We start from the raw sequence: 25879 nt of genomic DNA, 5'->3' as shown, positions 1-25879 counted from the left end.
AGCAGCCCGACGTCACTCAGCCAGCGGCCGGGATCACCGTTCCGTCGTACGTCTCGGTGATGAAGTCCGCGACCTCCGAGGAGGCCAGCAGCTCGGCCAGCTTGGCCACCCGGGGGTCGTCCTCGTCGCCCTCGCGGACCACCAGCAGGTTGGCGTACGGGTTGTCCTCGGCTGACTCGACCGCGATCGCGTCGTCGGCAGGCGAGAGGTCTGCCTCGATGGCGTAGTTGCCGTTGATCACGGCAGCATCCACGTCCGGCAGGCTGCGGGGCAGCTGGGCCGCCTCGATCTCCACGATCCGCAGGTTCTTGGGGTTGTCCTCGATGTCGAGCACGGTGGCTGACGCGTCGCCGGTGTTGGCCAGTGTCAGCAGGCCCTCCCCGGCCAGCAACTCCAGGGCGCGGGCACCGTTGGTCGGATCGTTCGGGATGGCGACCTGGGCACCGTCGGCGAGGTCGGCCACCGCATCCACCTTCTCGGAGTACAGGCCGAGCGGCTCCAGGTGCACCGGGGTCACGGCCGCGAACTCATACCCGGCGCCGCGCTCCTGCTCCTCCAGGTAGGGCAGGTGCTGGAAGTAGTTCGCGTCCAGCGAGCCGTCATCGAGGGCGACATTGGGCTGCACGTAGTCCGTGAACTCGATGATCTCCAGGTCGATCCCGGCGTCCGCAGCGAGCTCGTCGTCGACGAACTCCAGGATCTCGGCGTGCGGCACCGGGGAGACGCCGACCTTGAGCGGGGCGTCCTTGGTCGTGCCGTTGGCCGCGGCGTCGCTGCTGTCGTTGGTGTCGCCGCCGCAGGCGGACAGCGCCAGGGTGCTGGCGGTGAGCAGGGCGGTGAGGGTCAAGGGGGTGCGCATGTCGTGTGTCTCCGTATGTCGTGTGGCTGGGGCGGTGCTCCCCGTCCAGGGATGGCGCCGTGGCTGGGTGAGGTCGGTCGAGAGGCCGGGGTGGTTGTCAGAAGGCAGCGACCACGGACCCCTGGTAGGTCCGGTCGATGAAGTCCTTGACGTCCTGGGAGGTCAGCAGCTCGTGCAGCTTCACCAGGCGCGGGTCGTCATCGTCACCGGCGCGGACGACGAGCTGGTTGGCGTAGGTGGTGTCGCTCGTGTCCTCGGCCACCAGGGCGTCGTCCTGCGGCGAGAGCTCGGCGTCGAGGGCGTAGTTGCCCGGGACGGCCGCGACGTCGACATCGCTCAGGCTGCGCGGCAGCTGGGCGGCCTCGACCTCCTGGAAACGCAGCTCCTTGGGGTTATCGGTGATCTCCAGCACCGTCGGGACAGCCGCGTCCGGGTCCTCCAGGGTGATCAGCCCCTCCTGGGCGAGCAGCTTGAGCCCACGCGAGCCGTTGACCGGGTCGTTCGGGATGGCCACCGTGGCGCCCTCCGGCAGATCCTGCAGGTCGGTCACGGTGTCGGAGTAGAGCCCCATCGGCTGGAAGCTGATCGTGCCGAGGGAGGTGAAGTCGTAGCCGGCGGCGCGCTCCTGGTCGGCCAGGAAGACGCTGTGCTGGTAGTAGTTGGCGTCGACCGAGCCGTCGTCGAGGGCGACATTGGGCTGGATGTAGTCGGTGAACTCGATGATCTCCAGGTCGATCCCGGCGTCGGCCGCGAGCTCGTCGTCGACGAACTGCAGGATGTCGGCGTGGGGGACCGGGGTGACGGCGACCCTGAGCGGGCCAGCGTCGGCCGAGCCGGTCTGGTCATCGCCGCTGCTCGCGGTGCTGCCGCTGTTGTTGCCGCAGGCCGTGAGGGACAGGGCGGCGGTCAGGGTGATCGCTGGCAGGGTGAGCGTGGACAGGCGTGAGCGCATGATGAATCCTTGGGGCGGGAAAGAGCGAAGCGGGGCAGGAAAGAGCGAAGCGGGGTGGGAAAGAGCGAAAGGGGGAGAAAGCGGGTCAGCGGTGCGAGAGCTGGCGGGCCAGCCGGTCGCCGGCGGACTGCAGCAGCTGGACCAGGACGAGAAGCACGACGACGCACAGCACGGTGATGGCGGTGTCGAAGCGCTGGTAGCCGTAGCGGATCGCGAAGTCGCCCAGCCCACCGCCGCCGATAGCACCGGCCATCGCGGAGTAGGAGATGAGCGCGATCAGGGTCACCGTGCTGGCGGCGATCAGACCCGGCCGGGCCTCGGGCAGCAGCACGGTCCGCACGATCTGCGAGGTGCTGGCCCCCATGGAACGGGCAGCTTCGAGCTTGCCCGGTGACACCTCCCTCAGCGCCGCCTCGACGAGGCGGGCCAGGAACGGGACGGCCGCGATGGTCAGCGGCACGATCGTGGCGGTGGAGCCGATCGTGGTGCCGGTTACCAGCCGGGTGACGGGCGCGACCAGCACCAGCAGCACGATGAACGGCACGGACCGGCCGGCGTTGACGATGCCGCCCAGTACGGCGCTGAAGGTGCGGCGGGGGATCAGCCCGTCCGGAGCCGTGAGCAGCAGGAGCACGCCGAGCGGAATGCCCAGCAGGACAGCGAGCCCCATCGAGGCGAAGACCATGTAGAGCGTCTCCACGGTGGCATCCCACAGCGCGGGTCCGGTGCGGTCCCAGTTGATCATCAGGCGACCTCACTCAGCGCAGGGGTGGACGTGGTGACTGCGCTGGCCGTGGCGCTGGCGCCGTTGCTGCGCTGAGACCGCGCGAGGTGCTCGCGAGCGGCGGCTACCTGGTCGCCCGGGCCGTCCAGGCGCAGCTGCATCCGGCCGAAGCGCTGGCCGCCCAGGGTCTCCACGGTGGCGGCGACGACGGCAACGTCCACGGCATACCGGCGGATGAGGTCGGTGAGCCCGTGGTCGTGCTCAGTGCCACCCAGGGTGACCTCGATCAGGTCCGGACCGCTGGTGCCAGGGTCCGGGTGGGGCAGCAGGCGCGTGGCCAGTGGGGAGTCCGGGCGAGTGACGACCTCGCCGAGGCGGCCGGCGTCGACCACCCGGCCGTTCTCGAGCAGGGTGACGGCGTCGCAGACGCGCTTGACCACATCCATCTCGTGCGTGATCAGCACGGTCGTCAGGCCGAGCTCGGCGGTCAGTTCGCGCAGGAGCGCGAGCACCGAGGTGGTGGACGTGGGGTCCAGCGCCGAGGTGGCCTCATCGCACAGCAGGACCGAGGGGCGCGGGGCCAGCGCCCGAGCGATCGCCACCCGCTGGCGCTGTCCACCGGAGAGCTGGGCAGGGTGGCTGCCGAGCTTGTCGCCCAGGCCGACCCGCTCCAGCAACTCGGTGGCCCGAGCGCGGCGCTCGCCGCGGCCGATGCCGGCGAGCTCCAGCGGCAATTCGACGTTGGCCAGCGCGGTGCGCGAGTCCAGCAGGTTGAACTGCTGGAAGATCATCCCGATCGTGCGGCGGGCCCGGTTCAGGTCACTGGTGCGCAGCGAGGTGAGCTCGAGGCCGTCCACCGTGACCGTGCCGGTCGTGGGTCGCTCGAGCAGGTTGATGATCCGGGCCAGCGTGGACTTGCCCGAGCCGGACGGTCCGACGATCCCCATGACCTGCCCGCGGTCCACGGTGAGGGAGACATCCTCGAGCGCGGTGACGGCAGCCTGCCGGCGGGTCGCCGGGAAGGTCTTACCGATGGCGGACAGCGTGATCATGACGTCCTTCGTGACAGGGAAAGGGGGGAGGTGCCGTCGTGGCCCGGCAACGGTAGGGCGAAGAGTCTGCGCAATCCAAATCCCGAGTGGGGGCAGAAGAGGGCTAGCTCCGCGCGATAGGTGACCTATCCCGAAGAATCATCGGATTCTGTCGCAAGCGACGGCTCTTCCCACGCGACACGGGCACTCCGGGCTCAGGGACATCGGGTCTGTCAGAGTGGTCACATGGGTGGTGCGCGGAGGGTTCGAAAGTTCGGGATGGTGCTGTCGGTCGCGGTGCTCCTGGCGGGGTGCAGCTCGGCAGAGGCGCCCGACAACGACGGCACGACGGAGGAAGCCACGGTGGGTGAGGAAGAACGGTCGGGGGCGGACGTCACGGCGGATGGGGCCACAGTGGACGAGGCGGCACAGTCGGAGGCGGACGTGAGGACAGCCGGGGCCACGGTCGCGCCAGAGGGCGGACCATCGAGGACTGCAGTCGACCCTGCTGACGAGATCTCCGATGAGGTCCTGCTGGAGCAGACCTCCTGGGTCCTGGAGCACCTTGAGCAGGACGCCAGCGGGCCACGGGCCGAGATGCTGGGGGAGCGATTCTCGCCGGACTTCCTGGACCAGGTGCCCGCCTTCCAGCTGGCGATGGTCTTCCCCCAGCTGCGCGCGGGCGGTCCCTACACCGTGACCGAGGTGGCCGAGATCTCCGGCGCCGAACGGGGCGCCGCGCTGGCCCTCGCCGCAGACCAGCAACCCCTGCGCATGACGATCACCGTGGACCCGGACGGGCGCATCTCGGGGCTGCTCTTCGTCAACGACACCTCGGGCGAGCCGCCTGAGCTGTCCTCGTGGTCCGACCTCGACGAGGTGCTCGAGGAGATGGGCGGGACCAGCCAGGTGGTCGTCGCCCAGGTCGAGGACGGAGCGTGCGCGGTGCTGCACACCACGGAGGGCGTGGTCGCTGGCGGGGAGCCTGCCCCGACGGGATCGGTCTTCAAACTGCTGGTCCTCGCCGGGCTGGTGGACGCGGTCGAGGCAGGCGAGATCGCCTGGACCGACGAACTGACCATCACCGAGGAGGTCAAGAGTTTCCCCTCCGGCATCCTCCAGGACCGCGACGCCGGCGAGATCGTCACCGTGCGCGAGGCGGCCGAGTTGATGATCTCGATCAGCGACAACACCGCCACCGACCTGCTCATCGCCGCCGTGGGGCAGGACCGTCTCGCCGCCGCGATGACCGCGGCCGGTGTCGACGCCGAGCGGGTCGCGCCGATCACCACCACCAAGGAACTCTTCATCCTCGGCTGGGGTGTGGACCAGGAGGTCCGTGATCGGTGGCGAGCCGCTGGATCAGCCGCAGGAGCGGGCCCGGACCAGCGGGCCGCCATCCTGGCCGAGCTGCCCACGGATCTGGCCGAGGTGGACATCGCCAGCATCACCACCCCGGTGTGGCAGGACGGCGTGGACTGGCTCCTCACCGGTGAAGAGATCTGCCAGGTCCACGCCCGGCTGCAGGCACAGGCCACCACGCCCGCCGGCGAGCCGGTGCGCGACATCCTGTCCGCCAACCCGGGCGGCACCGTTCCGGAGGGGGTCGTCTACCAGGGATTCAAGGGTGGATCTGCTCCAGGAGTGCTGGCGCTCAGCTACTACCTCGAGCCCGGAGGTGCGACCCCGCCCACCTCCGATGGGACAGCGACCGACACCACCGCCACCCACCCTGGCACCGGCCTCGTCCTGGTCATCCAGACCCGCTCCGAGCAGGACATCGACTACTTGCGCGCCGGCACGATCGCCGGGGCCGCCCTCCAGCATCTGGCCGACACCGGCGGCTAGGGTGATCGCGATGCGTGAATATCTCGTCGTCGCCGCGGTCGTCCTGGCCGGCTTCGCCCTCGTGGCCGCCGCTATGGGCGGGCGCCGACTGCTCGCGCCCGCGGACCCCACGCCCGCCAAGCTCACCACCTACGAGTCCGGAGTGGACCCGATCGGCACCGGCTGGGAGCAGGGCAGTGTCCGCTATCTCGTCTTCGCGCTCCTCTACGTGATCTTCGCGGTCGACGTCGTCTACCTCTTCCCGTGGGCCCTGGTCGTGCGCACCGAGCTCGGCGCCGCGAGCCTGGTCGAGATGGGCATCTTCATCGGTGTCCTCGTGGTCGCGCTCCTGCACGTGTGGCGCCGCGGCCTGCTGAGGTGGTGGTGATGGTCGACCTGCCCACGCCCCGCGTCGGTGCGCCGGTCGAGAAGGCGCCCCGCGCCATCCAGGTGGTGCTCAACTGGGGTCGCAAGTACTCCCTGTGGGTCTTCAACTTCGGCCTGGCCTGCTGCGCGATCGAGTTCATCAGCGCCTCGATGGCCCGCCATGACTTCATCCGCCTGGGCGTCATCCCGTTCGCCCCCGGCCCCCGCCAGTCCGACCTGATGGTCGTCTCCGGCACGGTGACCGACAAGATGGCGCCGTCGATCCGCCGGCTCTACGACCAGATGCCCGAGCCCAAGTACGTCATCTCCTTCGGCGCCTGCTCCAACTCCGGCGGGCCCTACTGGGACAGCTACTCGGTGACCAAGGGCGTCGACCAGCTCATCCCGGTCGACGTCTACGTCCCCGGCTGCCCGCCGCGTCCCGAGGCGCTCCTCGCCGGGATCGTCCAGCTCCAGGAGCAGATCGCGGGTGAGACGGCCGGCCAGGTCCGCGCCCGCCGCGCGGGGACAACCACGTCCCGGTATGCCGATCGCCCGGTCTCAGCAGGCGAGGTCACCCGAAGCCTGGTGTCGGCCCCGGGCGACGACGCGGACGGAGCTGCTCGCCCCGCCAGGCCCAGCGAGCCTCAGTCTTCGTAGCGGATCTCGACGCGCCGGTTCAGCGCCCGACCCTCGGGGTTGTCCTCACCGTCGATCTCGTTGGGTTCGACCGGTTCATCCGGCCCGAAGCCCTCGACCTGCAGCGACAGATCCGGCCGGTCCTGCTCGATCACCGCGGCGACCGCCTCGGCCCGTTCGACCGACAGCTCGGCATTGCGTTCCTGCGTGCCCCAGGAGTCGGTGTGCCCGTGCACCTTGACGTTCGCCCCATCGGGGACATCGGCCACCAGCTGCCGAATCTTGGCCTCGGCAGCCGAGCTGATGTCGGCCTTGTCGAAGGCGAAGAGGACGTCGGAGGCGAGCGAGATGACCTCCTCCTGCCCATCGGTGGTCCGCGAGTCCATGGGGGTGATGGAGGGATCAAAATCGGTGATGCGCGGTTCGAGCTGGGTGATGGACGGGTCGAGGCTCGTGATGCTCGCGGCCCACGCCCGCTCCGGGAGGGTGTCCAGCACCTCGTCCCGATCGCTCGCCGACCACGCAGCCGAAGGCAGGCTCAGGGCTGCGATCAGGGGCAGCACGGTGAGTGCCCTCACTGGATCGGCACCTCGACCGCGGGTGCACCGTCGACCATGTTGACGCTCATCGTGTCGACATCGGCCGGCGGCGCTGCGAAGACGGCATAGCCGTACACGATCTGGCCCGGCTGCATCCGCACGGAGAGCACATCGGTCTTGGCCTCGACGGCGCTGTGCTTCAGCACGTCATGGCGGTTCAGGTTCTGGGTGTCGACGAGGAAGGGGTTCCAGTAGCCAGAGCCCAGGTAGTCATAGAGTCGCTGGTTGGTGGCGCTGGTGAACCGGTGCTCCGAGTTGACCCGGAAGGAGAAGGTGCCGACGAGCGTCTCGCCCTGTCGCTCCAGGCGGTAGATGGAGACGTCCATGGTGGCTTCGTCGTCCTCGGCGATCCTGGCAGGGACCCTCGTGGTGGCGATGGGCTCGCCCAACTCCCTCAGGTCGATCCCCGCCTGCTGGGCGCTCTGCGCGCTCACGTCGTCCTCGTCGCTGCCCTCGGCCGTGCCAGTACCGACGGTCGTGCCGCCAGCGCCGCCGGCATCGGTCTGGGCGGCGTCGTCCACGTCCTCCTGGGTGGACTGCTGCTGGCCGGGTTCGTCGTCGAAGGTCGCCGTGTCGCCGTTGGCGTTGCAGCCCGCCAGGGCCAGGGTCGCCGCCAGCGCCAGGGCAGATGTCCTGAGCGTCAGCGTCGTCGTGGCCGTCTTCGTGCTGTGCATTGTCGTCTTCATGGGTGTCTCCCCGTGGTGGTGTGCGTGCATACATCAGGTCTGTCGGAGCTGGCGGCCGATCGGTTGCGCGAGTCCGTCAGAAAGATTCGACAGCGGACGCCCCGCGGCGCGGTCGTCAGTGCGCCGGGTTCATTCGGTCACCGTGAACCGGTGGGTCGTGCGCAGCTCTGTTCCGTCGGTATCCCGGCTCAGGACACTCACCTGCGACCGTCCTGTCCCGGTCGGGCTCAGCGTGACACTCTCCTGGTCGGCCACGTGCTGGCCGGTGGGCAGCACCCAGACCCACGAGTTCACGCCGAGATGCCGCAGCGTGAAGCTCGCCGACTCGCCCACGGTCACCTCGTCCGGACCCTCGATCTCGACCCGGGAGCTCTGTGTCGCCGCCGGCGGATCAGTGGTGCGGCCGAGCAGCCAACCGCCACCCAGGCCGAGCAGGAGGGCGGCAGCCAGCAGGAGCGGCAGCCACCGCCGCGACGACGCGCCAGCCCCCGATCCCGTATGCCGCCCCACCGGCCCGCCTTCGCCGTCCCCGACGTGTTCCGGGGGTGCCAAGGCCTGCTCCACCTCGGTCAGCCAGGCCCGCGCATCGGGGTGTCGGTCCTGGGGGTCGGGAGCCAGGCTGCGGGCCAGCGCGTCGTGCAACGCGTGCGGAAGATCGGCCCCCTCGACCAACCAGTCGAACAGCGACGAGAGCGACCACAGGTCCGCACGGATGTCGATGACGGACGGACCACCGTCCATCTCCGGCGGCCGGAAGCCAGCTGTCCCGCCTGCGACGGTCAGGCCGGAGTTCAGCGCGAGGTCCTTGCACATCCCCAGGTCCGCGACGACCACGCGCTCGTCCGGGCGCACCAGCTCTGCGGACGGGACGCTGCCTGCCTCCGCCGTCTCGTCGGTGGTGAGCAGCACGTTCGTCGGGCTGAGGTCCCGATGCACCAGCTGTGCCTCGTGCACCGCCTCAAGAGCCCCCGCCAGCGGCCGGGCAAGCGACAGCACGTCGGCCGAGCTCGCGACCCAGCCCTGCTGCCGCAGGGCCTTGACCCGGTCGGTGAGGGTGCCGCGGTCCGCGTGCTCGAGGACGAGGAAGGGTTGCTGGCGCGTGCTCTCGCCGATGTCGTGCACGGTGACCACGTGCGGGCTGCGGACCTTGCGCAGCGCCCGGCCCTCGGCGATGAAGCGCTCGCGGATCTCGGGGTTGAGGCTGTGGTTCTCGGCGAGGACCTTGACGACGACGACGTCGTCGAGCCGCTCGTCCAGGGCGCGGTGCACGGTGGCGAACGACCCGACCCCGATCACCTCGCCGAGCCGGTAGCGACCGATCGTGGCCTCCCGCGTCGCGCCGTCACCGCCTGTGCTCATCCCGTCAGCCACCGCCTGTGCTCATCCCGTCAGCCAGCCCTGGTCCTGCAACCGCGCGGCAACCAGCGCCCGGCCCCGGGAGATCTGTGCCTTGACGGTCCCGACATTGCGGTCCAGGCGGTCGGCCACCTCGGCATAACTGAGCCCCTCGAGATCGCGCAGGGTCACCGGGTCGCGGTAGAGCTCGGGCAGGGCCGCCAACGCCTCCTGCACGGTGGCCCGGGTGGCGATCATCGAGCTCATCCGCTGGGCCGGGGACAACTCATCCTGCGGCAAGGGTGCAGTGACCCGCTGGCGGCGCAGGTGGTCCACGACCCGGTTGCGCACGATGGTGTGCACCCATGTGGAGACTTTCGACCCGCCCCGGAAGGCCCCGATCGAGCCCGCCACCGAGATCAGCGCGTCCTGGCTCACATCATCGACGGCGCTCTCGTCGAGCAGGGAGGATCGCACGAAGCGCCGGATCACGCCCGACTCGTCCAGCTGCTCCACCAGCACTTCGGCCGCGAGCGTGGAGCCGGCAGCGGCGGAGGTCGCGAGCTGCTGGAGCAGGTCGTCCTGCTCCTGCGCGGGGACGCTGCGGGCGCAGTCACGCGCCGCGACAGGGTCACCTGCCGCCACTGCCCGCGCCAACTCCTCCGCCCACATGGACACCGAGATTATCGCGAGCCGTCACCGCACCCCGCGCACCCGATGCACCAGCACCGCGCCAAGGGCGCACAGCCCACCCGCGAGCAGGTAGAGCCCGGGATAGCCGCCCAGGTGCAGCAGCGCCACCGCCGCCACTGCCGGCGAGAGCGCATTGGGCAGGACCACGGCCAGGCTCATGATCGACATGTCCCGACCGCGGTGCGCCGCGGTCGGCAGCACCTCGTTGATGAGCGCCTGGTCCACGGCCATGTAGACGCCCCAGCTCGCGCCGAGCAGCACGGCAGCACCCACGATGACCCACCACTCCCGGGCGAAGGCCATCACCACGCAGGCGCCGGCGACCCCGATGCTGGCCGTCGACACGAACGGCAGCCGCCGGTCCATCCGGTCCGAGATCCGCCCGCTGAGCACGCTGGTGAGAACGACGGTGGCGGCATACACGATCGTCAGGACGAGGACGCCGCGGCCGGGATCGTCCAGCCGGACCTCGTCGCGCAGGAAGTAGAGGAGGTAGAACAGGGCGACCGTGTTGCCCAGGGTCACCAGCAACCGGGTGAACCACACCCACGCGTAGTCCGGGTGCCGGCGTGGGGAGGGGAACCAGCCGTCGGCCGGTTCGCGACCGTCCGCCAGCTGCGCCGCGCTGACCTGCGGATCGCGGGTGGTGAGCAGGAACTGCCCGGCCAGCAGCACGGTCAGGGCCGCGGTCACGAGGTATGCCGTGCGGATGGGCAGAGCCTCGGCGATCACCGTCCCGAGCACGAGCCCGAGCGTGTAGGTCAGGCCCAGCACGCCGGAGACCAGGCCGTACTGCCGCCGTGGGACCTGGTCGGGGGCCACCGCGAGGGAGGCGTTGACCGCGAACGCGATGAAGAACTGGAAGACCGCCCAGGAGGTGAGGAGCACGGCATACCCGGGGGCGTAGGCCATCGCGACCAGGGCGAGGGCCGAGACCAGGGCGCCGAGCGCGATCCAGGGCCGTCGGCGGCCGAACCGGGAGGTGGTGCGGTCGGACAGGATGCCCGCCAGCGGTGTGGAGACCAGGCTGACCAGGCCGCCGATGCCCATCACCCAGGCGAGCCGCGCCTCCTTGATATCCGGGCTCCACTCGAGCAGCTGGAGTGCGACGAGCAGTTGTGACGGGGCGGCCCAGGCGAGGTTGATCCCGAGATAGGCCAGGCCGTAGCGGGCGACCCAGCCGCCGCCGACGCGGGGCCGGTCCTCGGGATGCTGCCCGACCGGGCCGGCCTGGGTCTGTGGCGCGGCGACCGGGTTGACGGACGGGCTGGGGTCGCCCGCCGCGGGGATGCTCACGGGCCGACCGGGTAGGTCTGGTGGGCGACGAACTCCTCGTAGGAGGCCCGGCTGACGCCCCCATCGCAGATCACGGCGGCCAGGAACCGCCCGCTGTCGCGCACGGTCCGCTCCTGCGTCTCATAGTCCAGCGCCACGATCCCGAAGCGGGGCTCTTCGCCGTCCGACCACTCCCAGTTGTCCACGAAGCACCAGTGGTAGTAGCGCTCGAAGGGCAACCCGCTCGCCACCATCGCAGCGAGATGCTCGTGCACGAAGCGGGCGCGAAAGGCGTCGGCGGCATCCGCCGTGCCGTTCTCGGTGACCCAGATCGGGGCGGGGTAGCGGCGGTAGAGATCCCGTGCGACCTCGACCAACCCGGCCGGATGGACCTCCCAGCCCAGGTCGTTGACCGAGGCGCCCGGAAAGGTGCCGTCATCCAGGCCCCGCACCGCGGACCGCGAGTAGTAGTTGAGGCCCACGTAGTCGTAGTGCGGCCCGGGCGTCACGTCCACCGGTTGCCGGCCGAGCAGCCGGGGAAAGCGCCCGCCGAGCATGGCATCGGCGAGCAGGTCCTGGAAGAGGGCCCGGTCCAGCGTGCTCGCGGCCCGGTGCAGCGGGTTGCGGCCGTCGAGCGGGGCGAAGACGCGGGCGTGGTGGGCGAACCCGACCTTCGCTTCCGGCTGCAGCTCGTGGATCCGGTGGTAGGCGCGGCAGTGCGCGATCGCCATCTGCCGCAGCGTGGCGCGGACGGAGCCCCAATTGCGGTCCCCGGGCGGGCCGTCCCCGAAGAGGTGAGCCTGCACGGCATACACATTGGGCTCGTTGATGGTGACCCAGTCGGTGACCAGGTCGCCCAGCGCCTCGACGACGGTCTCGGTGAGGCGCAGGAAGAGGTCGGGGGCGTGCGGGCTCGTCCACCCACCCAGGCCTTGGAACCACGAGGGGTGGCTGAAGTGGTGCAGCGAGACCAGCGGGACGATGCCGGCTTCGCGGATCGCGCTGAGCTCCTGGCGGTAACGGTCGAGAGCGGCGGTGTCGATCTCGCCGGGCCGCGGCTCGATCCGCGACCATTCGACCGACAGCCGGTAGGTCTGCAGACCGAGCTGCGCCATCAGCTCGGTGTCCTCGCGCCACCGGTTCCAGTGGTCGGTCGCCCGCAGCGGGGTGGAGCCGTCTGCGATGGTGCCGGGCAACTGAGCCCAGTCGTACCAGTTGTTGTTGCGGTCGCCGCCCTCGATCTGCAGCGCGGCCGTCGCGGTGCCGATCAGCAGGTCACGGGTGCTGAACAGCAGGTCAGGTGCGCCATCGGCCATGGCGCACAGTGTGCCGCAGGTCCGGGCGGAGGAGGGTGGGTGGTGGCTAGGGTGTTGGGGTATGAGTGGTCTGGTCGAGACGCGGGATGTGGCACCGGGGGAGTGGGTGGCCGCCGTGCGGGGGGCGCGTGACGAGGGCTTCGGCTTCTTCGACTGGCTCTCGGCGGTCGACCAGACCGACGCGGCCGAGGGGGAGGGCGTGCCGGGCCCGGGCTTCGATGTGGTCGTGCACCTGCTGGACGTGCGGGGCGGCGCGAGCGGCGACGGGCTGAGTCGGGTGCTGGTGCGCACCCGGGTGCCTGAGGGTGGCGAGCTGGACTCGGTCACGGGAGTCTTCGCCGGGGCGGCCTGGCATGAGCGGGAGACGCACGAGATGTTTGGGATCGGGTTCGCCGGGTTCGACGACGGGTCCGGTATGCCGCTTCGCCCCCTCCTGCTGCCCGAGGGCTTCGAGGGCACGCCGCTGCGCAAGGACTTCGTGCTCGCGGCCCGGGCGTCCAAGCCGTGGCCGGGCGCCAAGGAGCCGGGAGAAGGCGAAGGGTCGACGGCCCGGCGCTCGCCGTCCCGGCGGCGCCTGCTGCCGCCCGGGGTGCCCGATCCGTCCTGGGGCCCGCGGGCCGACCCGGAGCCGGAGGTGGAGCCGTCGGTGGAGGTGCAGCCTGAGGGGGAGCCGCGTGGGAGTGCCTCACCGTGAGCAGGCGGCCGCGGATCACGGCGACGTCGGTGTCGATCAGCACCGACCGGCCGCGTGAGCTCGCGGCCTTCTACGCCGAGCTGATCGGCATACCGGTCGCGGTGTCCGAGGGCCCGGGTGAGGGGGAGTCCGAAGGGGCGGGGTGGGCGCAGCTGGCCCCTGTCGAGGGAGCGCTGCGGATGACGCTGAACTTCGAGTACGACCCGCACTACCGCGCGCCGACCTGGCCGAGCGAGGGAAAGGCGGGCGAGCAGCAGCCCCAGGCGCACCTGGACCTGTGGGTCCCGGACGGTGACCTCGCGGCGGCCGAGGCGTGGGCGATCGAGCTCGGCGCGAGGCGCCACGGGGTGCAGCCGCAAGAGGCCGTGCGGGTCATGCTCGACCCGCACGGCCACCCGTTCTGCCTGTTCACCGACCACTGACCCGACCGGGGACCCGATCTGCTCCGACCGGGGACCCGATCTGCTCCGACCGGGGACCCGATCTGCTCCGACCGGGGACCCGATCTGCTCCGACCGGGGACGCGTTTTGCTGTGACCGGGGACGCGTTTTGCTGTGACCGGGGACGCGATCTGTCGCGGTGAGAGCCAGTCGTGCCGCCCGTCGATGGGGGTCGTCAGTGCGTGATGGTGACGTCGCCGGTGCCGGTGCGGGCGGAGACGGATACGTAGGGCTGGCCGTCGTCGGGAGCGCCGACGCCTTCGATCCGCTGGTTGACGTCACCGAGCGGGGCGCTGAGGTCCAACCAGGCCGGTATGCCGCGGGGCACCGTGACCGTGATGTCACCGGTCCCGGTGCGTGCCTCGAGCGATCCGCCGTCAAGGGTGGCGTTGACGTCACCGGAGCCGGTGGCCACGGTCAGGGTGGCGTCGGGGCCGGAGGTCCCAACCGTCACGTCACCGCTGCCGCTGCGCACCTGCAGGTCTTCCGGGCACGGCCCGACCAGGACATCGCCGGAGCCTGTGCTGACCACACCGCCGGAGCACTGGACCAGGTTGATGTCACCGGCGCCGCTGCTCGCGCGGGCGCCTTCGCAGCGCTCGACCTGGATGTCGCCGCTGCCCGTCTTGAGATCGACGGCACCGGCGAGCTCCTCGAGCTGGATGTCACCGGCGCGGGTCCGGACCTTGACCTGCGAGCCACGCGGAAGGTGCACGACGGCATCGACCTGGACTGTCGAACCTAAGCCGATCTTGACCGACCCGAGGCTGAAGGCGAAGCCCTTGCCCTGGCCGTCCGGGCCGAGGAGGGGCGGAACGTCGACGGTGAGGACGCCGCCACGGCAGCGGGCGGTGACCGGCTCGAAGTCGACGTCCTCCGAGGCGTACAGCTCCAGCCGGGCGTGGCCGGGCTCGTGGTCGAGCACGACGCGCACGTCGCCCTCGCCGAGGTCGAGCACCAGATCGATCAGGGTGCCGTCGTGCATGAAATCCTGCGCATAGGTGGTGGTCATCTCAGATCGTCCTTTCAGGCCCAGCCGGTGATCCGGCGGGAACGGCCGCCCAAGCCCGGCGGCGGCGGTGGGGGAAGGGGTGGGGTCGACGGGGTGAGGGCTGCGCGCACGGCCTGCACGATCCAGGTGTTGAGCGACTGGTCCGCGCGGGCGGCGTGGGTTTCGGCCTGCAGCTTGAGTGAGGCCGGCAGTCGGACGGTCACTCGAGCGGTGTCGTCGTCCTCCGTCTCAGGGGCGCCGTTGGGCGAGGTATCGGTGCCGCTGAGCGCGCCTGCGTCGGCATGGTGACCGAGGCTCTCGGGGGAGTGGTGGACGTCGAGGACTGGATCTCGGCCCGCCATCCGCACGGTCACCGTGGCCTCAGCAAGCTGCGCGGTGATCTCGGCGGTGGCGTCAGACAGTGCCTGAAGCAGCGCGAGCCGTAAGGCTGGCTCCAGGGCGGTGGCGACGCGGGAGCTGATCTCCCGGGTGTGGTCGTCGGCCAGAGCGGTGGCGCGCTGCAGGTCGTCGGCGACCGAGGTGAGATACGGATCGAGGTGCATGACGTCATGCTGACATCATCATGACGTCATGCGCAACCACTCTGATGTCGTCCGCGCTGTCAGGGGAGTTCCCGGAGTCCCGTCGGTGCGGCGAACGCCGGCTGTCGGCGGGAGTGGTTAGGGTGGCGGCGATGCTCACCGATCCGCACCTCCTGGTGGAGGTGGTGCTGAAGGCCGCCGTGGTGCTGGCGGCCTTCCTCGTGATGCCGCTGGCGCTGGGCCAGCTGGAGCACAAGCTCATGGGGCACATGCAGGGCCGGTTGGGGCCGATGGAGGCAGGGCCGCATGGGCTGTTCCAGTTGGTCGCGGACGGGCTGAAGTTCGCGCAGAAGGAGGACGTGGTCCCCGCTGCCGCCGACAAGCGCGTCTTCCAGCTCGCACCGGCAGTGGCGCTGATCCCCTATCTCGTCGCGCTCGCGGCCATCCCGTTCAGCGCCGCCTGGGTGGCGGCAGACGTCCCGCTCTCGCTGCTCTTCGTGCTCGCGGCCACCAGCGTGGGCGTGATCGGCACGCTGATGGCGGGCTGGGCCAGCGGCAACAAGTACTCCCTGATCGGTGGCATGCGCGCCGGCGCCCAGTTGGTGTCCTACGAGCTGCCGCTCGTGCTGGCCGCGGCCAGCGTCGCCCTCGCCGCCGGCAGTCTCTCGCTGACCGGCATCGTGGGGGAGTGGTCGTGGTGGTGGCTGGTCTGGCAGGCGCCGGCAGCTTTCGTCTTCCTGGCCGCGACCGTGGCCGAGCTGCAACGCACGCCCTTCGACGCCCCGATCGCCGATGCTGAGGTCGTCTTCGGTCCGCTCACGGAGTACTCCGGGCTCCGGTTCGCCTTCTTCCTGCTGGCGGAGTATGCCGGGATGGTGGTGATGGCGCTGCTGTTCACCGTGCTCTTCCTCGGGGGCTGGCGCGGACCGTGGGGGGACATCGGTGCGGTCGGTGCGCTCTGGACGGTGCTCAAGGCCGCGGTCGTGGCTGCCGGCATCCTGTGGCTCCGGGTCGCCTGGCCCCGGGTGCGTGAGGACCAGCTGCAGCGCTTTGCCTGGTTGGTGCTCCTGCCCATCGCGCTCGCTCAGCTCGCGATCACCGGCATCGGGGTGGTGATGCTGGGATGAAGGGCCTGCTCAACGGTCTGCGGACCACGGCCAAGGTGCTCGCGCGGAAGTCGCACACCCGCCAATACCCCCATGTCGAGCCCGAGCTGCCTGAGCGCAGCCGCGGCGTGATCGCCCTGCTCGAGGAGAACTGCACCTCCTGCATGCTGTGCGTCCGCGAGTGCCCGGACTGGTGCATCACCATCGACTCCCACAAGGAGACGCTGCCGCCGGAGCAGGAGGGCGGCCGGGAGCGTCAGCACAACGTGCTGGACCGCTTCGACATCGACTACTCCCTGTGCATGTACTGCGGGATCTGCATCGAGGTCTGCCCGTTCGACGCGCTCTTCTGGGCGCCGGACTTCGCCTACGCCGAGGGCGACATCCGCAACCTGCTGCACGACAAGGAGCGGCTCGGGACCTGGATGGCGACGGTGCCGCGCTCGGCCTGGCCCGAGGGATACGAGGGCCCGGCCGAGGAGGGCGAGCGGTGAGCGGACTCGATGTGCTCTTCCTGGCCGTCGGTCTGGTCACCGCCGGCGCCGGCCTGCTCGCCGTGACCGCGCGCAGCGTGCTGCACGCGGCGCTCTGGTTGGTCGTGGCCCTGGGCGGGCTGTCTGGCTGCTACCTCGTGCTGGGCGCCGAGCTGATCGCGCTCGTCCAACTCCTGGTCTATGTCGGGGCCGTCGTGGTCCTGATCCTGTTCGCTCTGATGGTGACCAGGGCCGGAGGGGCCCCGGTGGTGGTGGGCAGAGCCCAGCGCGGCGCGGCCGCCCTCGTGGGGGCTGGGACCACGGTGCTGCTCGGGGGCGCTCTCCTCGCGGCCTTCGGCACCGGCTCGGTGGAGGTGGTCGGACCGAGCAACACCGACGTCGCGACCGGGATCTTCGGCGTCTACGTCTGGCCCTTCGAGCTGCTCTCAGCCCTGCTGCTGCTCGCCCTCGTCGCCGCGGTCGCGATCGCCCGCACCCCGGACGAGAAGACGGCAGAGGGCACGACCCCGGACCAGAAGTCCGCACCCGCGAGTGGCACGCCCCCGACAGCGACCGCGTCCCCCACATCCCAGCAGGAGGGCGAGGCATGATCCGGCCCCTCCTGCCCTACCTGCTCGTCGCGATCCTCGCCGGCCTGGGGATCTACGGGATCCTCGCCCGGCGGCACGCGGTGCTGATGCTGATCGGTGTCGAGCTCCTGCTCGGTGCCGCCGGCTTGTTGCTCGTCACCGTCGGCCAGACCTCCGGTGGCGGCACGCTCGCTGCCGCCACCTCCGGTCCGGTGCTCACGCTCTTCCTCATCACGATCGCTGCGGCCGAGATCGTGGTCGCGCTGGCCGTGATCGTGGCGCTCTACCGCGCCCGAGGCCACGTCGACCTGCACGCGCACCTCGACAGCGAGATCGAGACCGAGAGCGACAACGCCGAGCTCGCCACGAAGGGGAGGCAGGTATGAGCGCCCGCACCCCCATGGCCCTGAGTTTCCTGCCCGACCTCGACTGGGGCGACCTGCAACTGCCCAGCATCACCATCCCGCGCCTGCCGATCCCGGACCTGTGGGGCACCCCCACCCAGTGGCTCATCCTGATCCCGCTGATGGCCGCACTCGCCGGCATCACCCTCAGCGGCAGATCCAACCGGCTCGCCGCCTGGATTGCGGTCGCCGGCGCGCTCGGCACCGTGCTGGCAGCCTTCGGTCAGCTCTACGTCCTCAGCCAGATGGACGAGCGACCCACGGCGAGCACCATCGGCCCGCTCCCGCTCGGCGAGCTCGACGTGCCCCTCGGGCTGGCCGTCACCTGGCCCACCGGCCTCATCGCCGTCACGGTCGCGGTGGTGGCCGCGATCGTCCAGGTCTACGCCCGGTGGTACCTCTGGTACGACCCCCGCTACCGCGGCTTCTCCGCCACCGTCTCCCTCTTCACCGCCGCGATGCTGCTCACCGTCCTCGCCGACGACGTGCTGCTCATGGTGATCGGCTGGGAGGTCATGGGCTGGTGCAGCTATCTGCTCATCGGTCACCACTCCACCCGCAACGCCGCCCGCCGGGCCGCGAGCAAAGCACTCCTCGTCACCCGGACCGCCGACATCGGCTTCATCCTGGGCATGGTGATGCTGGCCGCCGGCGCGGGCACCACCGCCCTGCCCGGCATCCTCGAGCACTGGCTCACCGATCCCGACGCCTCGCTGACCATCCCCATGGTGCTGCTCGTGCTAGGTGTGGCCGGCAAGTCGGCGATCTTCCCCTTCCAGGACTGGCTGGCCGACGCGATGGAGGGCCCGACCCCCGCCTCGGCACTCATCCACGCCGCCACCATGGTCGCCGCCGGCACGGTCGTGCTCATGCACCTGTTCGACCTCCTCGTCGTCACCGACCCGGCCCGCCTGCTCCTCGCCGTGCTCGCCTCGGTCACCATGCTCGGCGCCGCGCTGCTGGCCCTCGCCCAGGGAGACCTCAAGCGGCTGTTGGCCTGGTCCACGGTCAGCCAGGTGGCGCTCATGCTGGGCGCGGTCGCCGCCGCGACCCCGGCCACCGGCACCGACGCCGCGGCGCAGCACCTGATCGCGCACGCCTGGTTCAAGGCCCTCCTCTTCCTCACCACCGGCTGGCTGGGCGTCCTGGTCGGCGGCACCGCGATGGCCCTGGTCGCCTCCGGCACCCGCCGCTACCGGGTGCTGCGGCGTCGCTTCTCCTGGGGTCTGCTGGCGCTGGCCGGCGTCCCGCCCTTCGTCGGCTTCTTCTCCAAGGAGCTGGTGCTCGGCACCGCCGAGGTCGGCGCGCTCGGCACCGGCGGAGCCGCCTCGGTGATCGTGGTCTCCTCGGTCGGCGCCCTCGCCCCGCTCACCGCCGCCTACTGCATGCGCGCCTGGCTGGTCCTGGACCGCCGCACCGACGCCCAGCAGCTCGCCGCGGAATACCACCTGGGCGATGTCGAGCGGATCGATGACTTCTTCGAGGAGCCGCAGGTCGTGCACGAGGCCGAGGGGATCGAGCGCGCCGAGTCCGCGATCAGCAACTCCGCCCGCCTGGGCACCACCGTGCTCGTCCTGATGAGCCTGCTCGGCGGGGTCATCGCCCTCCTGCCCGTATGGCGCAGCGACGTTCACCTGAACCTCCAGCTCCTCCTGGTCACACTGGGTCTGATGGTGGTTGCCGCCCTGGTCGTGATCATCGCCGCCCGTGGGGTGCGCACCCGCGACGCGGGCGCCCGGATCCCGGCCGGCGTCAGCCTGGCCGCCGAGCGCGGTCTGGGTGCCGACTACGCCTACCGCCTGCTCGTCGCCACGCCCGTCCTGGCGCTGGCCAAGGCAGTGACCTGGTTCGACCGTGAGGTGCTGGACGCCTGGGTCCGCGGTATCGGCGCCGGCCCCCGGCTGCTCGGCCGGGCCGCCGACCTCGCCACCCCCCGCCGGGCCACCCCGGCCCTGGGCCTGGTCCTCGCCGGCCTGCTGGTCCTGGCCGCGATCGGGGTGATCAGCACGTGAACAACTCGCTGCGCTCCGCCGTCGACCAGGCGGTCGGCCTGGTCCCCGACCTCGGCGTCGGCTGGCTGCTGCTCGCCCTGGCGCCCCTGCTCTTCGTCGCGATCACCCTGGTCGTCGCGGCCCGCTGGCCCACCGCCCCGGGTCGTCGCACGGTGCACCTGCTCTCGATGGCGGCCGCCAGCGTCTCTGCGCTGGGCGTGGCCGGCACCGCCCTGCACCGCCCCACGCTCGACCTGCCCTGGATCCCCAGCCTCGGCGTCGCCTTCCGGCTGGGCCTGGACGGCATCAGCATCCCGCTGATCCTGCTCACCGCCCTGGTCGGTGTGGTCGCCGTCAGCCTCCACCTGCACGTCCCCGGCCCCAAGCGTGAGGTCGCCCCGGCGGACGAGGACGTGGCCACCACCGCCCCCATCCCCGTGGTCCGCGGCGTCGACGTCGCGGGCCTGGCGACCTATCACGCCTGCCTGCTCCTGGTGATCCTCGGCGCCCTGGTCACCTTCCTGGCCGGTGACGCCCTCCTGTTCTTCATCGGCCTGGAGCTGGTTCTCATCCCGATGTGGATACTGGTCGCCCGCTACGGCGACCCGCGCAGCGACCGCGACGGCGCGGCCCTGCGCTTCCTCATCGTCACCGTCCTCGGCTCGACGCTGATCCTCGTGGGTCTGCTCGGCGTGGCCACGACCACCGGGACCACTGACCTGGCGCGCTGGTCCGCGCTGGCGGGAAGCGGCATACCGGGCCCGACCCAGGCCGTCCTCGCCGCCATCCTGCTCATCGGCCTCGCGCTGAAGATCCCCGTCTTCCCGCTCCACACCTGGTTGCCGTGGGTGCACGCCACCGCGCCCACCGCAGGCTCGGTCCTGCTCGCGGCGGTCCTGCTCAAGATCGGGACCTATGGGATCGTCCGGCTCGTCATCCCGGTGCTGCCCGACGGCTTCGCGCTGTGGGCGCCGCTGCTCGGTGGCCTCGGCGTCACCGGCGTGATCTGGGCCGGGCTGGCCTGCCTGGTCGAGCGCGACCTCAAGCGGTTGATCGCGTGGAGCTCGGTCGCCCACCTGGGCTTCGTCGTGCTCGCCCTGGCGACCGGCACCGAGACCGGTCTGCAGGTCGCGCTCTTCGGCAATGTCGCGCACGGGCTGATCTCGGCGCTGCTGTTCGTCGTGGTCGGCGGGCTCAAGCACCGCTGGGGCAGCGCCGACCTGTCCGCGGTCCGCGCCGCCCTGCGCGAGGTCACGCCGCGGCTGGGCGCTGCGCTCGTGCTCGGCATGGCGGCCTCGATGGGGCTGCCGGGGCTCGCCGGCTTCTGGGGTGAGTTCGGTGCCCTGTATGCCGCGTGGTCACCCGCCCCCGACCGTCCCGAGGCGTGGTTCCGAGGGTTCGCCGTGGTGGCCGCCCTCGGGGGTGCGCTTGCCGTGGCCTACGCCGTCCGGGTCCTGCGCGAGGTCTGGTCGGGTGACCGGGTCGAGCCGCGCATCCCTGATGCGGTGCGCACCGAGCGTGTGGCGCTGCGGCTGCTCGGGGTTTGGATCGTGCTGCTGGGTGTGCTGCCGACGCTGCTGCTGGCGATCACCGCGCCCGCGGTCCGGGAGGTGCTCGGCGGATGAGACTCGACCTCAACCTGCTCGCCACCGCGCCCGTGCTGGCCCCGGTGCTCGCCGCGGTCCTGGTGCTCGTGCTGGACGCGATCTGGCCGCGCCAGCGCACCCTGCACCTCGGGGTCGCCGCCGCTGGCCTGGCGCTGGGCGCCGCGGCCGCCCTGCCGGGGCTCCGGCTCGGGACGGGGGACCGCAGCGCCGCCTTCTGCCTGTCCTCCGGGGCCTGCTCGTATGTTGTCGACCGGCTCACCGCCTCCCTCCAGGTCGCGGGGCTGCTGGCCGCGCTGGTCGTGCTCGTGCTCGCCTGGCGGGACTGGGCCGCCCCGACCGACAGTGGCCGCACGCCCGTCGTGGTCGCGCTGCTGTTGGGCGCGACCGCAGGTGTGGTCGCCGTGCCCGCCGCTGGCGACCTGGGCACCCTGCTCGTCTCGCTCGAGTTGGCCACGCTGCCCACGATCGGGCTGGTCGCGCTCACCCATCCGCGCTGGACCGAGCAGCGTCGGGCTGGGGCGATCGAGGGGTCGGTGGCGCTACTGACGACCTCGCTCGTGTCCTTCGCGCTGCTCGCCATGGGTGCCGCGCTGTGGGTCGCCGCGACCGGTACCGCGCTGCTGCCGACCGGCACGCTGCAGGTGGACCACCCGCCGCTGCTGGTGCTGGCCGCGGTCTTCGCGGTCGCCGGGTTGGCCTTCAAGGTCTCGGCCGTGCCCTTCCACGCCTGGACGCCCATCACCTACGCGCACGCTCCGCTGCCGGTGACGGGCTACCTGGCCACCGTCTCCAAGGTCGCTGCGCTCGGCGCGCTCGTCGTGCTGGTCCGCGCCCTGGGCCGGGTGGATGACACCACGCTGCTGGCCATCGCCCTGCTCGCCGCCCTGTCGATGACCATCGGCAACCTGGTCGCGCTGACTCAGCGGGACACGGTTCGCCTGCTCGCCTGGTCGACGGTCGCCCAGGCGGGCTGGGTGCTGCTGCCGCTGGCCACGCTCTCCGCGCGCGCCGTGCACGCCGCCGGGTCCTACCTGCTCGTGTATGTCGCAGGCACCCTCCTCGCGTTCGTGGTGGTGATCGTGCTCGCGGGTGCCGATCGCGCTCCCGCGGCGCTGAGCCGGTCGAGCTCGCTGGAGTCGCACCGTGGACTGATCCGGTCCCGACCGCTGCTCGCCCTGCCCCTGTCCTTCGCCCTGCTCACCCTGGCCGGACTGCCACCCGCCGTCGTCGGCCTGGTCGCCAAGGTGGTGGCGCTGCGTCCGGTCGTCGGCGACGGGATGTGGTGGCTGGCGATCGTCGCCGCGGTCAATGTGGCGCTGGGGATCGCGGTCTACGTGCGGTGGATCGCGGTGCTGATGGGGCGGCCCGGCGACGTCCCGCCTGAGCGAGAGCAGCGAGGTGGGGATCACCGGCCGGAGCACCCGTCGGTGGCCGCCTGGGTGCTCGTCGGCGGTCTGACGCTGCTGCTGGTGCTGGCCAGCATCGTGCCGGTCGGGATCATCTGAGGTGGCGGGCGGCATCGGCGCCGTGCATCCGGGCTACCGGCGGGGAACATCGGCGATATCTCTGCTCGTTGACCGATCATGAACAGGCACTACAACGGGTTGAAGACCACGCTGCTCTTCGGCGCGATCTGGGCTCTCTTCCTCGGGCTGGGCGCCGTCATCCAGGGCGGTCGGTTCATCTGGCTGTTCGCCCTGCTCGGTGTCGCGTCCACGGCCTACACCTACTGGAACTCCGACAAGCTCGCCATCCGCGCGATGCGCGCCTACCCGGTGACCCGGGAGCAGCAGCCGCAGATGTACGCGATCGTGGAGGAACTCTCCGAGAAGGCCGGCCAGCCGATGCCGCGGCTCTACGTCAGCCCCACCGCCTCACCGAACGCCTTCGCCACCGGCCGCAACCCGCAGAATGCCGCGGTCTGCTGCACCGAGGGCATCCTGCACCTGCTCGATAAGCGGGAGCTGCGCGGGGTGCTCGGCCACGAGCTGATGCACGTCTACAACCGCGACATCCTGACCGGATCGGTCGCCGCCGGCATCGCCGGGATCATCACCTCGGTCGCCCAGATGTCCCTGTTCATGGGTGGTCGCCAGCGAGGTGGCAACCCGATCCTGCTGCTCGCGATGGCGCTGCTCGCCCCGTTGGCCGCCAGCGTGATCCAACTGGCCATCAGCCGGACGCGGGAGTATGACGCCGACCAGACCGGTGCCGAGCTGACGCAGGACCCGCTGGCGCTGGCCTCTGCCCTGCGCAAGCTCGAGGCTGGCACCCAACGCGCGCCGCTCGCGCCAGAGCCGCGCGTGCAGAGCGCGGCGCACATGATGATCGCCAGCCCGTTCCGGGCCAAGGATGTCTCCTCGATGTTCGCCACCCACCCGCCGATGGCGGAGCGCATCCAGCGCCTGGAGCGGATGGCCGACGGCCGCCAGCCCGGGATCGAGCGGTACTGACGGCGGGACGGTCTGTCCGGCCTACTCCCAGCTCTGCCAGTCGATGGCCTCGTCGGCGACCGCGAGCACCGCGTAGTGCATGCCGTCTTCGGTGACCAGCTTCCAGGTCGGGACGTCGAGGGTGCCGCCGGTCTGGGTCCAGATCGTGCCGTGGCTCAGCTCGGCGGAGACGACCGTCTTGTCCTTCAGCAGCAGCGGGATCTTCATCCCCGGCGTGACCTGAGCAGGCTCGGGCATCGTCGGCTCGCCGCTGGCGTAGACCTCGTCGCTGTAGCTGGCGTTGACGTCCTCGGCGAGCATCACGCCGTAGTCCATGCTGAACTCGCGCTGACCGTAGCGCTGCACGGCCTCCACGGGGGAGATGACCGGGTAGTCACCCAGGGAGGTCAACTCCCCGTAGTTGCCGTTCGCGCTGAAGACCCCCTGCGGCCCGACGTTCACGCTGACGCGGAGCTGGTCGGTGGCCTGGTCCTCGGGGACGCCGACGACGTAGACGGTGGGCGAGGTGGACTCCGGACCCATCCAGTCCTCCACCGAGAAGGTGTAGGCGCTGAAGTCCAGGCCGGTGCTGGCCAGGAAGTCCTCGGCGGCCGAGATCGCCTGCTCATCGCTCGGGCGTGAGCCGCTGGAGTCCTTGCACATCGAGGAGTCCGGGAAGGGCACGTCCGCGCCGATGGCCCGCTGCCACTCGGTCTTGACCGCGTCCAGGTCCGCCTGAGAAGCGCCGTCGTACATCGAGGCGCAGTCGGGGTTGCCCAGCAGATCCTCGAAGCCGAACGCCATCGGCCCGCTCGCCTCGTCGGAGGCCGTCACGACCCGCAGGTCCGTCGGGTCCACGATCGCGTTGGGTCCGAACCACTGCTGGTCCTCCGGCAGGTGCACACCGTCGAAGTCGAGCTGGGCGGACCAGTCGTTGACGAAGGTGCTCGCGTCCCGGTTCGAGGTGATTGCCTTGACCTCGGCCGTGCCGCCCTCGGTCGACAGGTCAGGGCCGGCGGTCAACCGCACCGGACCGGCATCGAACATCGCCGCGGAGGAGGATGACGCCATCCCACCACCTTGGGCGATGGCGCTCTGGGTCTGCTCGGCCATGTCGACGCCGCCCATCATCACCTCGCCCGGCCCGGCCGGCTGGGTCTCGGCCCGGCCGGCTCCGGCCTGCGAGGGGCCGCCGATCTGCTGTCCGGCGGTCGGTGCCGGCCCAGCGTTCTGGGTGCCCAGGGCATAGCCCCCAGCACCGATGCCCAGGGCGGCCACGGCGGCCGCGGCGATCCAGGGTGCCCGGAGGCGGGGTCCGCGAAAGGCGTCGTCGGTGACCGCGGTCGCGCGGTCAGAGCCCTGGCTGGCCGGTGCCTTCGCGCCGATCAGGGCGCGCAGGGAGTGCAGGTCCGGGTGCGATCCGGTGGCCGGGTCGCTGGCGCGCAGCCGCGCCAGCGCCTCGTCGTCGTAGCCGTTGTCGACCATGGTGGGTTCTCCTTGGTGGTGCTGTTCAGGGAGTGGTGCTGTCAGGAAGTGTGAGAAGAAGCTCAGGACGACCTAGTGGTCGTGCTCCCAGGCCTCGCGCAGTCGTGCCCGGGCTCGGGAGAGTGCTGCCGCCGCGCCGCCACGGGTCAGCCCCAGGGCGCGGGCCAGGCCCTCGCCGTCCAGGCCCTCCCAGGCGTGCAGCATCAAGATGGTGCGGTCGCGGGCGCTGAGCCTGGCCATCGCCCGGCGCACCTCGTCATCGGCCATCACCAGCTCGGCGGGGTCGACGCTGCGGGAGGCCCGCTCGTCGTCGTGCCCGCTCTCGTAGTCGGCCAGCAGGGTCAGCGTCGGCTTGCGGCGGTGGTTGGCCAGCACATAGGAGGCCGTTCGGTACAGCCACGGCAGCTCGAAGCCCTCCGGGACCTTGTCCCGACGCCGCCAGGCCGTGGCGAAGACCTCGGCCGACAGGTCCTCGATGTCGCTGTGCTGGGCGCGCCGGACGAAGTACCGGTGGATCGCGGTCGCGTGCTGGGCGAAGAGTCCGTCGAACCAGGCGGCGTCCCGAAGGTCGGTGACCGGCTCGGCCGTGCTCTCGCCGGCGAGGCGTAGGGCCATCGCGGCCTCCTTAGCGTCCGAAAAGGGTGGCATCGGAGGCGGTGCGCCCTCGACACCTGCACTATGTCCGCCTTCTGCCTGGTGTTGCACCCATCCCGAGGATGACGCGCCGGGATCCTCCGCACGAGGGGAGTTGCGGCATACGGGCCCGGGAAAGGCGAGAGCGGGCACCGGGTGGAACCCGATGCCCGCTCTCGCTGGACTAC

General features: G+C 71.0%; 27 protein-coding genes. 13 read left to right on the top strand and 14 right to left on the bottom strand.

Features of this window, described 5'->3' with window-relative positions; all coding sequences use genetic code 11:
• Positions 1 to 16 precede the first annotated feature (16 nt).
• From ACQBAT_RS12245 to ACQBAT_RS12230, 4 genes are all read right to left on the bottom strand, one after another.
• Positions 17 to 859, bottom strand: coding sequence for a MetQ/NlpA family ABC transporter substrate-binding protein (locus tag ACQBAT_RS12245; protein ID WP_420748190.1), 843 nt, complete (start codon positions 857 to 859; stop codon positions 17 to 19).
• 97 nt (positions 860 to 956) lie between these two features.
• Entirely contained in the window at positions 957 to 1811 is an 855-nt protein-coding gene (locus ACQBAT_RS12240; RefSeq protein ID WP_420748191.1) for a MetQ/NlpA family ABC transporter substrate-binding protein, read from the bottom strand.
• An 85-nt stretch (positions 1812 to 1896) separates the two neighbouring features.
• Positions 1897 to 2556, bottom strand: a complete 660-nt coding sequence (locus ACQBAT_RS12235; RefSeq protein ID WP_420748192.1) for a methionine ABC transporter permease — start codon at positions 2554 to 2556, stop codon at positions 1897 to 1899.
• The gene (locus ACQBAT_RS12230) at positions 2556 to 3587 is read right to left on the bottom strand and encodes a methionine ABC transporter ATP-binding protein (RefSeq protein ID WP_420748193.1); all 1032 of its coding nucleotides are present in this window, start codon (positions 3585 to 3587) and stop codon (positions 2556 to 2558) included. The genes ACQBAT_RS12235 and ACQBAT_RS12230 overlap by 1 nt, the downstream gene beginning before the upstream one ends.
• Before the next feature lie 225 nt (positions 3588 to 3812).
• On the opposite strand from ACQBAT_RS12230, the gene ACQBAT_RS12225 reads away from it, so the two are divergent.
• Genes ACQBAT_RS12225 through ACQBAT_RS12215 form a run of 3 tightly spaced genes read left to right on the top strand, consistent with a single transcriptional unit; the run spans position 3813 to position 6419 of the window.
• Complete coding sequence (locus ACQBAT_RS12225; protein ID WP_420748194.1) at positions 3813 to 5414, top strand: serine hydrolase; 1602 nt, start codon at positions 3813 to 3815, stop codon at positions 5412 to 5414.
• Positions 5415 to 5424: 10 nt separating this feature from the next.
• The gene (locus tag ACQBAT_RS12220; protein WP_420748195.1) at positions 5425 to 5781 is read left to right on the top strand and encodes an NADH-quinone oxidoreductase subunit A; all 357 of its coding nucleotides are present in this window, start codon (positions 5425 to 5427) and stop codon (positions 5779 to 5781) included.
• The gene (locus ACQBAT_RS12215) at positions 5781 to 6419 is read left to right on the top strand and encodes an NADH-quinone oxidoreductase subunit B (protein WP_420748196.1); all 639 of its coding nucleotides are present in this window, start codon (positions 5781 to 5783) and stop codon (positions 6417 to 6419) included. Before ACQBAT_RS12220 ends, ACQBAT_RS12215 begins: the two co-directional genes overlap by 1 nt.
• Here ACQBAT_RS12215 and ACQBAT_RS12210 read toward each other — a convergent pair.
• The 6 genes from ACQBAT_RS12210 to ACQBAT_RS12185 all read right to left on the bottom strand — a co-directional run bounded on the left by ACQBAT_RS12210 (position 6407) and on the right by ACQBAT_RS12185 (position 12302).
• Positions 6407 to 6976 carry an OmpA family protein gene (locus tag ACQBAT_RS12210; RefSeq protein ID WP_420748197.1) on the bottom strand — a complete coding sequence of 190 codons (570 nt, stop codon included), beginning with the start codon at positions 6974 to 6976 and terminating at the stop codon, positions 6407 to 6409. The genes ACQBAT_RS12215 and ACQBAT_RS12210 overlap by 13 nt on opposite strands.
• On the bottom strand, positions 6973 to 7671 hold the full coding sequence (locus tag ACQBAT_RS12205; RefSeq protein ID WP_420748198.1) for a hypothetical protein: 699 nt from the start codon (positions 7669 to 7671) through the stop codon (positions 6973 to 6975). Before ACQBAT_RS12205 ends, ACQBAT_RS12210 begins: the two co-directional genes overlap by 4 nt.
• 141 nt (positions 7672 to 7812) lie before the next feature.
• Positions 7813 to 9042, bottom strand: a complete 1230-nt coding sequence (locus ACQBAT_RS12200) for a serine/threonine-protein kinase (RefSeq protein ID WP_420748199.1) — start codon at positions 9040 to 9042, stop codon at positions 7813 to 7815.
• Between the two features lie 21 nt (positions 9043 to 9063).
• The gene (locus ACQBAT_RS12195) at positions 9064 to 9690 is read right to left on the bottom strand and encodes an RNA polymerase sigma factor (protein ID WP_420748284.1); all 627 of its coding nucleotides are present in this window, start codon (positions 9688 to 9690) and stop codon (positions 9064 to 9066) included.
• Between the two features lie 24 nt (positions 9691 to 9714).
• Complete coding sequence (locus ACQBAT_RS12190) at positions 9715 to 11007, bottom strand: MFS transporter (RefSeq protein WP_420748200.1); 1293 nt, start codon at positions 11005 to 11007, stop codon at positions 9715 to 9717.
• Positions 11004 to 12302: a glycoside hydrolase family 1 protein gene (locus ACQBAT_RS12185; protein WP_420748201.1), complete on the bottom strand. Its 1299-nt coding sequence runs from the start codon at positions 12300 to 12302 to the stop codon at positions 11004 to 11006. The genes ACQBAT_RS12190 and ACQBAT_RS12185 overlap by 4 nt, the downstream gene beginning before the upstream one ends.
• A gap of 61 nt (positions 12303 to 12363) precedes the next feature.
• Between ACQBAT_RS12185 and ACQBAT_RS12180 the strand changes: the two genes are divergently transcribed.
• Together ACQBAT_RS12180 and ACQBAT_RS12175 are read left to right on the top strand one after the other, a co-directional pair.
• On the top strand, positions 12364 to 12996 hold the full coding sequence (locus ACQBAT_RS12180; RefSeq protein ID WP_420748202.1) for an NADH-quinone oxidoreductase subunit C: 633 nt from the start codon (positions 12364 to 12366) through the stop codon (positions 12994 to 12996).
• Complete coding sequence (locus ACQBAT_RS12175; protein ID WP_420748203.1) at positions 12993 to 13418, top strand: VOC family protein; 426 nt, start codon at positions 12993 to 12995, stop codon at positions 13416 to 13418. The genes ACQBAT_RS12180 and ACQBAT_RS12175 overlap by 4 nt, the downstream gene beginning before the upstream one ends.
• A 194-nt stretch (positions 13419 to 13612) precedes the next feature.
• On the opposite strand, the gene ACQBAT_RS12170 is transcribed toward ACQBAT_RS12175, so the two are convergent.
• Both ACQBAT_RS12170 and ACQBAT_RS12165 read right to left on the bottom strand, forming a co-directional pair.
• On the bottom strand, positions 13613 to 14449 hold the full coding sequence (locus tag ACQBAT_RS12170; protein ID WP_420748204.1) for a DUF4097 family beta strand repeat-containing protein: 837 nt from the start codon (positions 14447 to 14449) through the stop codon (positions 13613 to 13615).
• 14 nt (positions 14450 to 14463) lie between these two features.
• On the bottom strand, positions 14464 to 14991 hold the full coding sequence (locus tag ACQBAT_RS12165) for a toxin-antitoxin system HicB family antitoxin (protein WP_420748205.1): 528 nt from the start codon (positions 14989 to 14991) through the stop codon (positions 14464 to 14466).
• Positions 14992 to 15122: 131 nt separating this feature from the next.
• On the opposite strand from ACQBAT_RS12165, the gene nuoH reads away from it, so the two are divergent.
• The 8 genes from nuoH to htpX all read left to right on the top strand — a co-directional run bounded on the left by nuoH (position 15123) and on the right by htpX (position 23594).
• The gene (gene nuoH / locus ACQBAT_RS12160; protein WP_420748206.1) at positions 15123 to 16097 is read left to right on the top strand and encodes an NADH-quinone oxidoreductase subunit NuoH; all 975 of its coding nucleotides are present in this window, start codon (positions 15123 to 15125) and stop codon (positions 16095 to 16097) included.
• Positions 16094 to 16570, top strand: a complete 477-nt coding sequence (locus tag ACQBAT_RS12155) for a 4Fe-4S binding protein (RefSeq protein ID WP_420748207.1) — start codon at positions 16094 to 16096, stop codon at positions 16568 to 16570. The genes nuoH and ACQBAT_RS12155 overlap by 4 nt, the downstream gene beginning before the upstream one ends.
• Positions 16567 to 17160, top strand: a complete 594-nt coding sequence (locus ACQBAT_RS12150; protein ID WP_420748208.1) for an NADH-quinone oxidoreductase subunit J — start codon at positions 16567 to 16569, stop codon at positions 17158 to 17160. The genes ACQBAT_RS12155 and ACQBAT_RS12150 overlap by 4 nt, the downstream gene beginning before the upstream one ends.
• The gene (gene nuoK, locus ACQBAT_RS12145; protein WP_420748209.1) at positions 17157 to 17525 is read left to right on the top strand and encodes an NADH-quinone oxidoreductase subunit NuoK; all 369 of its coding nucleotides are present in this window, start codon (positions 17157 to 17159) and stop codon (positions 17523 to 17525) included. The genes ACQBAT_RS12150 and nuoK overlap by 4 nt, the downstream gene beginning before the upstream one ends.
• Positions 17522 to 19555, top strand: coding sequence for an NADH-quinone oxidoreductase subunit L (locus tag ACQBAT_RS12140; protein WP_420748210.1), 2034 nt, complete (start codon positions 17522 to 17524; stop codon positions 19553 to 19555). Before nuoK ends, ACQBAT_RS12140 begins: the two co-directional genes overlap by 4 nt.
• Positions 19552 to 21159: a complex I subunit 4 family protein gene (locus ACQBAT_RS12135; protein ID WP_420748211.1), complete on the top strand. Its 1608-nt coding sequence runs from the start codon at positions 19552 to 19554 to the stop codon at positions 21157 to 21159. Before ACQBAT_RS12140 ends, ACQBAT_RS12135 begins: the two co-directional genes overlap by 4 nt.
• Positions 21156 to 22646 carry an NADH-quinone oxidoreductase subunit N gene (locus tag ACQBAT_RS12130; RefSeq protein WP_420748212.1) on the top strand — a complete coding sequence of 497 codons (1491 nt, stop codon included), beginning with the start codon at positions 21156 to 21158 and terminating at the stop codon, positions 22644 to 22646. The genes ACQBAT_RS12135 and ACQBAT_RS12130 overlap by 4 nt, the downstream gene beginning before the upstream one ends.
• A 78-nt stretch (positions 22647 to 22724) precedes the next feature.
• On the top strand, positions 22725 to 23594 hold the full coding sequence (gene htpX, locus ACQBAT_RS12125; protein ID WP_420748213.1) for a zinc metalloprotease HtpX: 870 nt from the start codon (positions 22725 to 22727) through the stop codon (positions 23592 to 23594).
• A 21-nt stretch (positions 23595 to 23615) separates the two neighbouring features.
• Here the strand turns inward: htpX and ACQBAT_RS12120 are convergent, their stop codons facing one another.
• Both ACQBAT_RS12120 and ACQBAT_RS12115 read right to left on the bottom strand, forming a co-directional pair.
• Positions 23616 to 25058 carry a hypothetical protein gene (locus tag ACQBAT_RS12120; RefSeq protein WP_420748214.1) on the bottom strand — a complete coding sequence of 481 codons (1443 nt, stop codon included), beginning with the start codon at positions 25056 to 25058 and terminating at the stop codon, positions 23616 to 23618.
• A gap of 72 nt (positions 25059 to 25130) precedes the next feature.
• Entirely contained in the window at positions 25131 to 25673 is a 543-nt protein-coding gene (locus tag ACQBAT_RS12115; protein ID WP_420748215.1) for an RNA polymerase sigma factor, read from the bottom strand.
• Positions 25674 to 25879 lie beyond the last annotated feature (206 nt).

Origin of the sequence: Ornithinimicrobium pulveris, from assembly GCF_050261105.1 — a bacterium.
Classification (GTDB): Bacteria; Actinomycetota; Actinomycetes; order Actinomycetales; family Dermatophilaceae; genus Ornithinicoccus.
This window is presented reverse-complemented; position numbering and strand designations above follow the sequence as displayed.